General features: G+C 33.2%; 4 protein-coding genes. 1 reads left to right on the top strand and 3 read right to left on the bottom strand.

The genetic code is table 11. The features are described from left to right. Nucleotides 1-144 precede the first annotated feature (144 nt). From CRS_RS21215 to CRS_RS21205, 3 genes are all read right to left on the bottom strand, one after another. Nucleotides 145-1,251 (bottom strand): DNA polymerase beta superfamily protein, encoded by a 1,107-nt coding sequence (locus tag CRS_RS21215; RefSeq protein ID WP_142725949.1) that lies wholly within the window; start codon nucleotides 1,249-1,251, stop codon nucleotides 145-147. A 1-nt stretch (nucleotide 1,252) separates the two neighbouring features. Then, nucleotides 1,253-4,219, bottom strand: a complete 2,967-nt coding sequence (locus CRS_RS21210; protein WP_142725942.1) for a TrlF family AAA-like ATPase — start codon at nucleotides 4,217-4,219, stop codon at nucleotides 1,253-1,255. Nucleotides 4,220-4,327: 108 nt separating this feature from the next. After that, entirely contained in the window at nucleotides 4,328-5,080 is a 753-nt protein-coding gene (locus CRS_RS21205) for a nucleotidyltransferase domain-containing protein (protein ID WP_142725941.1), read from the bottom strand. Nucleotides 5,081-5,351: 271 nt separating this feature from the next. On the opposite strand from CRS_RS21205, the gene cobT reads away from it, so the two are divergent. Next, nucleotides 5,352-6,359 carry a nicotinate-nucleotide--dimethylbenzimidazole phosphoribosyltransferase gene (cobT, locus tag CRS_RS21200; protein WP_142725940.1) on the top strand — a complete coding sequence of 336 codons (1,008 nt, stop codon included), beginning with the start codon at nucleotides 5,352-5,354 and terminating at the stop codon, nucleotides 6,357-6,359. Nucleotides 6,360-6,365 lie beyond the last annotated feature (6 nt).

Raw genomic sequence — 6,365 nt, 5'->3', positions numbered from 1 at the left:
TCCCAGATTCATATTCTTTCAGAATATTGATAATCTGATGTTCTGAAAATTTGCTCTTTTTCATAAGGTTTAACAAACTAAATTTAATAATTTTAATTTGTTTGAAAAACAGGGAAGTTTACCCCACCATTCATAACTTATCATTTATAATTCATCATTATTATTGTACAGTTTTTCTCTGATCTGAATTAATGTTTTTGTTGTTTTTTCCAGATCCGGAGAGTCAGGCAGAGTGGAAGTGGAATAATGATTTTCTTTAGATTGTATCAGGTTTTCTGCTTTTTGCATGACGTTTTCATACGGCTGATTACCTGCTTTGATATCTAGCAGTTCATCGCGGTTTTCTACACGGATATTCAGCGAACCGGTTTTAAAAATCTGTTCGCAGGATTGCAGCAAGCGGATGGTGTGCATCATATTTTTGCTGTCGTAATTCTGCCCGTGAGTCTGATTGACATTATAACGGTCCTCATTACGCTCAGCCACCCATTTCCAGTATTCCCTGTAGTCTTTGCAGTAAACAGAGTAGGCATCCAAGTTGCAGAACAGATAAGCAACTGGCTTTTCATCTTTAGGAACGGATGATACAGAAACCTGATTCGCTTCTTCGTTTTGCATAACTCCTTTATATCCCAATGTCCCCGATTCATCATAAAATAAAGCATACATTCCTTTTGTATGATCAATGTTTACCAATCCGCAATGTTCCTGTGAGAGACCACCCCGTCCTACGGACATCCCTCCAGAGGAGGGGAATTCATGCAGCCACTTTTTCAACGGTACAGAGCCTTGTCCCTCAAGGATAAAACAGAAATCCAGGATTGATTTTCTTTCTTTATCAATAGGATTTAAAATCTTTTTGTTGAGACCTTTTGCCTTTTTAATCTGTGAAACCGCATAACCTGCAAAGGTATCTTTACAGAGTCTGGATAGGAAATCCTCAGTTTTCAGCAAATCCATCAACGGATGTTTGTATTGAATACAATCTTCCGGACTTGCCAGAATTTCCAGAATATTAGGATTGTTTTTTTGTAGCAGCTCTACAAACCTCCCGATTTCATAATACGTAATGTCATTCGTTTCATTGGAAATCTGTGGAATATAGTTGAGCCCAAAGAAATTTTCCTTCGGCAGATAATACACCCCACGGATATCCGTATCAGAATTCTCCGTTGCCAGCCCGAAAGCCCGGCTTCCGGAAATGGCTTCGAAGAGGAGGAGGTTTTTGTTTTTTAGGTGTTGGATGGTCATTTTAGAATCCATATTTTTCTTCACGTTTTTTGAAGGCTTCTTTTCCTCCTTCAAGAATATCGGCTATATGTTGTCTAATGCTCATAGATTTTAAAAAATTTCCATCAGGGTTATAGTTAGTTTCTTCGAGTGCCCCATTGATGTAGTCAAAAGTATAAATACATTTATCCTTTGTATTATTCTCATCTTTTTGATTTGCAACTATTATATTTTCTGCATCTGCATTTACTACAATATTTGCATTATGAGTTACTAAAATAATTTGTCTTTTCAGTTTTTTATCTTTTAGATAGTCAACGAGATCGGTAGAAATGGAACGATTGTCTAAATTATCTTCTGGTTGATCAATTAAAATTGGAGCTTCTGATTTACTCAATTTAATAATCAATTTAAGTAATATAAAGCTTGCTTTACCAGTAGACATATTGTGTATTGTGTCATTGCCTGATTTTACTTCCCAATGATCAAAAAAGTGATTTTCAAGTAATATTCTACAAGCTTCTTTTAAGCTAAAATCTTTGATCAATGGATAATTTTCTTCAAGAATAGAGTCAAATACATTTTTTAATTCACTTATAATATCATCTTTATTAATTTCAGACAAGTTATTTAAATTGTCACGATATAAATAATTAAAAGGGTTTTGAAATCTCAAAGTTCTTAAGTCACTTATACTATTCATACTTTCTTTAAATTTCTTAAAATTAAATTTAGTAGACCCTTTGATATCAATTTGATCATTGTCTTTATTTTCAATATCTTGTGTCCTCGGTTCTAAATCATGAACTAAGCTTTGATACTCATTAAAATTGATTTCAATATTATTAAAAATTTTTTCTTTTTGAATTATTAACTCATTTTCTAAATCTTTAATTTCATTTTCAATTTTAATTATGCTATTTAACTTTTCTTGGTCTGTTCGAATTTCAGTTTGCAATAATTGTATTTTGTCTTGAGATTCTTTTTGACCAAGTAATGGTTTAATTTTTTCTTGTAATTCTCTTTTTATTTTGTTATTATTTATTAATTGCTTTTTAATAGAACTTTCATTGATCAGATTATTATCATCCAAAAGAAATAATTGTTCAATCTCATTTATTTTATTAATTGCTTGCTGTATAAAATCATACTGTTCTGTAAATTCAGATTTTATCTCAATATTCTCTACTGTATTTAATAAACTATTTTTATCATTTTGTATTTTTTCTAAAGATGCTTTTATATTTTGGTTTAGAGTTTTAAGTTTACGATAATCTGAAATGATCTTTTCATTTTCATTTATAAGTATTTGTATTTCGGTGTTGTATTTATTATAAAGATTTTTATTTTCTTCTGAAATATCTTTTTGTAAAGTTATTATTTCATTTTGTCTAAAAGTGATACTTGTGGTGAGAATATCTTTACTCCCTTTATCTTGTATGTCTTTTTTTAATCCTTTTATTTTATCTTGAAAATCAAAGAAAGTATCAATTTCTCTAAGTTTTTCAGAATTATTAGAATCTCTATTATCTTCAAATAATTTATATCTTTCATTTGCAAAGGGATCTTCTAAAATAAGCTCTTTTATAAGCTCTTTTAAAGTACTACCATTTTTTTTACTTCTGTCTACGAGATTAGATAAATGATTTTGGGGGATATACTTAATTTCAGGAAGGATGCTGGGCTCTGGATTATCCCTATCTGAAGATTGTTCTAAGCCAGATGCTAGTGTAACTTTAACAATAAAATCAGATTCATTTTGTAAATCGTCATAAAAGTACTTAAAACGATTATCAGTAGTATCAAAATATTTTAAGACTCCTTCGTCACTTCTATCTTTATATAGTGCTTTTGCAATACTATACAATAGGATAGATTTTCCTGAAGATTTTCCACCAATAATTACATTTAAATTATCATTAAAATAAATTATTTTAGGGGTAAAAAGATTATTGGAGCTTATAAACGAAGCTTGAGAAATTATTAATTTTTTATCCTTTTCATTCGGAATATTTTCTTGAATAATCACTCTTTGTTCAGGTTCATGCAGAATTTGTTTTAAACCTTCAAAAGTAAGATGGGATTTAATCCATGTAAAACGACTAAAAATATCAGTTTCTGTATGTGCATCACAACCTACAATACATGCCTTTAGATGACCCTGCTCTTCTATTACACGTCTTCTTTCATTGTATTTTTCTTCAAAAGTTATATCCTTTTTGTTATCAAGTCTTTTACCTAAAAAGTACTGAATATCTTTTTCTTGATTTGAAAAAATTGCCTGTGATAATTTGTAAATATTTTTCCTAATTCCGTCTAAGCTTCCTGTTTCGTTTTCAAATAAATCATAATGTTTCTGTAAGCCAGAATTACCATCATTGTTTGAATTACTTACTATAATTAAAATATTATCTTTTAACTCTAAATTTTTATCTATTACCTCTTTTAATGTTTTAGGATCTATTGTATATCTATTTAAACCTTCTTTAAAAAGTTTATTATCATCTCCAGTTTGTCCAAGTGATTTAGCATAGTCTATAAATCCAGCATGGTTCATTTTGAATCTACCTTCATTTTCTAAAGTATTAAATAAGGCATTATTAAGCTTTGGTACATAATCAGGATTTATCAGACAGTGAATATTTATAAGCCTAGATTTGTCAGTTGTCGGTAACATCCTGAGTTCTATGTTTGGAAGTAAAAAAATATTTTTAATAAATTCTTTCTCTTCATCTGAAAATATTGGATTATCTTGATCATCAACTTTAGATTGTATTTCATCTATAAACTTTAATGCATCAAGATATCTATCAATTGTAAAATAATCAGTTATTCCTATACATGCAATGTTTTCTTGATAGGCTTTTTTAAACAAATAAATAAAGTATTCATCTAATGATTTTGACGTAAATTGATCATTTTTATTTGTATTTTTTGTGTGTACATGCAAATCCCATTTTCTCCACTCTGAGCCTCTGTTTATTTTCATATTTTTTAGTTTTTCCTAATATATTAATTTCTATCTAACTGAGCAGTTTTTCTCAATCACCAAATATATTCCCAGTCCACAAAAAAAGACTACGGCTTCCCGTAATCTCTAGCATTTCTCCAATATCTCCCTAAAAACCCTCTCCATCTCCCCTTTATCAGCCTTTCCTCCAGATAAACCTTTCGCTTTTTCTTCATTTTCAGCAACTGTTTTCTCCAGAAATTCAAAAAGTTCCCAATCGTTCGGATGGTAATAAGATTCTCCTTTGGTTGCTTTTAAGGCAACAAGTTTTTCTATTTTCCGTCTGGTGGTATCATCTGTCAAAACAAGCAGATCACTGAACAAGACAGGAGGAACAGTACCTTTTTCTATGATCCATTTACCGGTCAACGCGGTACGGAGGCAATAAAAATAATTTTTTAACTTGACTTCATCATGTCTGCAGGCTTCCAGGTATTTCTTGCTCATACTCAGATAATGATAAGAAACCGCTACCGGAGAAAAGCAGGCATCTGCCAGAGGTTTGAACAGTTCCACAAACTTTTCATCCGCTTTATACACGATGGGAGAGTAGAACCAGCTCAATAAAGCCGCGTTCGACTTCAGCAAAAGATGAAATGTCTTTCGTAGATCCCATCCGGAGCCGTCCAGATCATCTTCTGTCATAAATTCTATCGTTTCATCTTTATCCCATGGAGAAAGGTACCAGTCTTTTTCATGCCGGTATATAAAACGGATATCATAATCACTGTCAGGAGATGCAAAACCCCAGGCTCTGCTCCCTGATTCTACGGCCAAAAGGACTTCTACACCTTTTGCAGCCTCAACTTCTTTTATTTTTTCAAGTATTTTGGGTATCATTGCTTTTGATTTATAGTGCAAAGTAAAAGATGAAGTGCGCAATGTTATTGCGTTGTTTTTTTGTTGCGAGATCAGGAATTCGGATTTGAGAGTAGGAGAGTAGGAGAGTGTTTGAGAGAGTTATAAGGTCGGAGAGTTTGAAATTGAGAGATATTTAACTTCCAGCCCCAGCTTCCGGCTTCTAGCTTATAAAAATTCCAGACAAACCATACAAAATCTTCTCTATTTCACTAATATTGCATTTTTCCATTTAACATAACTATAAACACCCATGTTATCATCAGAATTACAGCATAAAATTGATTTTAAAACAAAGCCGTTAGGGGCATTAGGACATTTGGAACATATTGCCCACAAAATAGGAATGGTTCAGAAGACCACTTCACCAAAGTTAATAAACCCTCATATGGTAGTTTTTGCTGCTGATCATGGGATTGCCGCAGCAGGGGTAAGTGCCTATCCACAGGAAGTCACCTATCAGATGGTAATGAATTTCTTAGGAGGAGGTGCCGCCATCAATGTTTTTTGCAGGCAGCATGATATTGCAATCAAAATTGTAGATGCCGGAGTCAATTTCGATTTTCCTGTAGGATTGGATCTGGTGGATAAAAAGGTAAGGAAATCCAGCCGTAATATCCTGGAAGAACCGGCGATGACGCCCGAAGAATTTCAACAGGCCCTTAAAAATGGAAAATCTGTGGTGTCTGAGATCGCTAAAAGAGGCTGTAATATCATTGGTTTCGGTGAAATGGGAATCGGGAATACTTCCGCTTCTTCTTTGATGATGAGCAAACTCTTTGATATTCCGGTCACCCATTGTATCGGTCGCGGAACGGGGCTGAATGATCATCAGCTGGACAATAAGATCAGTATTTTAAAAGAAGCTATTGAAAAATATCCGGCTGAAATGAGTGAGGATGAAATTGCTCAAACTTTTGGCGGATTGGAAATTGTACAGATGATCGGAGCCATAGAAGAAGCATATCACCATAATATGCTGATCATGGTAGATGGGTTTATTGCCACGGTAGCGGTAGCCACCGTCTGGAAAAAGAATCCTGAAGTATTGAATAACTGTATCTTCTGCCATGTAAGCAATGAAAATGCCCATCCTCAGCTGCTGGGACTGATGAGGGAACAGGCTATTCTCAACCTGAATCTGCGTCTGGGAGAAGGAACGGGTTGTGCACTGGCCTATCCGATTATTCAAAGCGCTGTTAATTTCCTGAATGAAATGTCCAGCTTTGAAGATGCACATATTTCCAATAAATCATCTTAACTTCAT

This window comes from Chryseobacterium sp. ON_d1, from assembly GCF_006829085.1.
GTDB lineage: Bacteria > Bacteroidota > Bacteroidia > Flavobacteriales > Weeksellaceae > Chryseobacterium.
Note: the sequence above shows the minus strand (reverse complement) of the source record. Positions and strands in the feature narration are given on the sequence as shown.